The organism is Parvimonas parva (genome assembly GCF_016552165.1).
Taxonomy (GTDB): domain Bacteria; phylum Bacillota; class Clostridia; order Tissierellales; family Peptoniphilaceae; genus Parvimonas; species Parvimonas parva.
Genome location: NZ_JACVDA010000044.1, coordinates 1 through 2526 on the forward strand (window position 1 = coordinate 1; position 2526 = coordinate 2526).

General features: G+C 32.6%; 1 protein-coding gene and 1 pseudogene. Both read left to right on the top strand.

All coding sequences use genetic code 11. The annotated features are described in order from the left end of the window. Nucleotides 1-210: 210 nt before the first annotated feature. Nucleotides 211-2169, top strand: a complete 1959-nt coding sequence (locus IBJ83_RS08290; protein WP_201276073.1) for an InlB B-repeat-containing protein — start codon at nucleotides 211-213, stop codon at nucleotides 2167-2169. Between the two features lie 260 nt (nucleotides 2170-2429). Next, nucleotides 2430-2526 (top strand): annotated as a pseudogene (locus IBJ83_RS08470) (IS30 family transposase); the annotation flags it as partial.

A 2526-nucleotide genomic window follows, 5' to 3' on the forward strand; every position in this document is an offset into this window, starting at 1 on the left:
TTTTTTTGTTATTTTAATTATACAGGATATTCTCTTTTTTTTGTACCCTTGGTCTCACATCAATTGTATCATAACAACAAAAAAGATTAACTAATATGAAAAAAGCTTAACAAATGCCTGAAACTGTGGTATACTATTCATAGTTATAAGATAAAACAGAAAATTTTTATAACGCAGTTAATATAAAGAAATATGAAAGGAAGGAAAAAAATGAATTTAAAAGCAAAATTTATGAATTTATTTAAGGGAAATGTTAATATCTCTAAGAAAATTTTAGCTGGGCTGCTTGCATTTATGATTATGTTGTCACCGCTGGCACCTATCGCAAATGCAAACAGCGTTCAGACTAATTATGGTACAACAAAAGCGGGTACGCAAGGCGCTATACCGATATCGACAAAAGCTGACAAAGTTAAAGCTCTTGGCGGTCTTGACCCGGTTGTTATGAAAAAATGGGTTAATGATAAGCTTGATTGGAAAGACGGTGTAAAAGCTAAAGATTCCACAAAAGAAACTGAAGTCAATAATCTTTTAGCCGGAGCAACATTTGATGATGCTACTGATACAGCTAGAACTACAAAAACAGCTGGTAAATACGAAGGCAAGATAAAAGTTAAATTTGACGACGGGTCTGAAATTGTTGTAGAAAATCAAAAACTATACGTTAGCGACCACGTAACATGGTTTTCAAAAGAAGAAAAACCAGGGGAAAAAGTAGTTTTAAATGAAAACACTCCTGATGATGCTTTAGTGGTTGAATTTAAACTAGGCGAAGGTACAAAAGTTGATAATACTACTTCTGGAGCAATTGAAGGAAATAAAGATAATCCTGTAAGCTATCAAAAATATAAGGTTAAACCGAATACGGATTTAAAAACTTATAAAAACCCAATTTTGAATGAAACTTATTACAATTTAATAAATTCAAAAGTAAAAGCTATAGATAAATATACAGAACCAGTTTGGAATGGCAAAAATGGTTCAGTTACAGAAAACTTTATTATAACTGAATCAAATAAGGTTTTTACAGCTACAGCAACAAAGACATATGATATAACTTTTGATGCAAATACTGGTGGTGGAACGAAAGACAAGGTAACTCAAAAAGCAAATACAGAGTATGAATTACCAGCATCTAACACATTTACCCCACCAGCTAACAAAGAATTTTCTGGTTGGCAAGTTGGAGATGACTCTACAAATCTAAGACAACCAGGATCAAAAATAACAATTACTGGTGATACAACAGTAAAAGCCATCTGGAAAGATATTGAACACAAAGACATTAAATACAAAGTAACATTCAACGGAAATAATGGAACAGGTTCAATGGATTCTGCAACTGTTAAAAAAGGTGAAAAATACAAATTACCAGAAAATGCTTTCGGAGCACCATCAGAAAACCAAGAATTCAAAACATGGGAAGTAGATGGTAAAGAAGTAGCACCAGGAACAGAAATCACTATAGAAAAAGATACAGAAGTAAAAGCCATCTGGAAAGATATTGAACACAAAGACATTAAATACAAAGTAACATTCAACGGAAATAATGGAACAGGTTCAATGGATTCTGCAACTGTTAAAAAAGGTGAAAAATACAAATTACCAGAAAATGCTTTCGGAGCACCATCAGAAAACCAAGAATTCAAAACATGGGAAGTAGATGGTAAAGAAGTAGCACCAGGAACAGAAATCACTATAGAAAAAGATACAGTAGTAAAAGCCATTTGGAAAGATATTATGATTAAAATCACATATAATCCTAATGGTGGTAACTGGAATAATGACGGTGCAAATCGTATAATAGAAGTCAAAAAGGGAACTACAATTACGATTATGGAAGCTCCTGTAAAGGATGGATTCAAATTCAAGTATTGGAAGGGTTCAAAGTATCAGCCAGGAGATAACTATAAGGCAGTTGAAGATCATACTTTCATAGCTGAATGGGAAGAGAATAAAAAACCGGGCACATCTGATGTCAATCCTAGTGAACCAGGATCAAAGGATAAAAATGGAACACAGTCTCGTGGAACTTCAAGTTTGAATTCAAAAACTAACAGAATACCAAAGACTGGTGTTAATGGAACAAATATGCTCTATGCTTTTGTACTTTCATTCGTAGCATGTGCTGTACTAGCTATAAATAGAATCTATAGAAAAGAAAAATAAGATCTATTAAACAAAAGCAAACCATATATTCAAAAACAAAAATAACCGCTCTTATGTAAAAGTATAGGAGCGGTTTTCTGCACTATATCTATGGTATCCAATAAGTTTTGGGGGTTCCCCGAGAACTTTTGGGGTGTACTTTAGGGGCAACTAAAAAAACTCCAATAACTTTAGGGGGCAAAACCAAGGGATGACAGACATCATCCCTTGTATTATTATATGAGCAAATTTTATGAATATTATTTATTTGATTTATCTGATTTTTACCTAAAGGAACAATAAATACTACTCATCAAAGAGTAGCATTTATTGAAAATTGGATTAATGACTATCCTAAAAAAATATTCAATTACAAAA

What these genes read in the sequence shown, in the direction of transcription:
- IBJ83_RS08290 (WP_201276073.1), top strand. Translation starts at nt 211, where the DNA reads ATGAATTTAAAAGCAAAATTTATGAATTTATTTAAGGGAAATGTTAAT.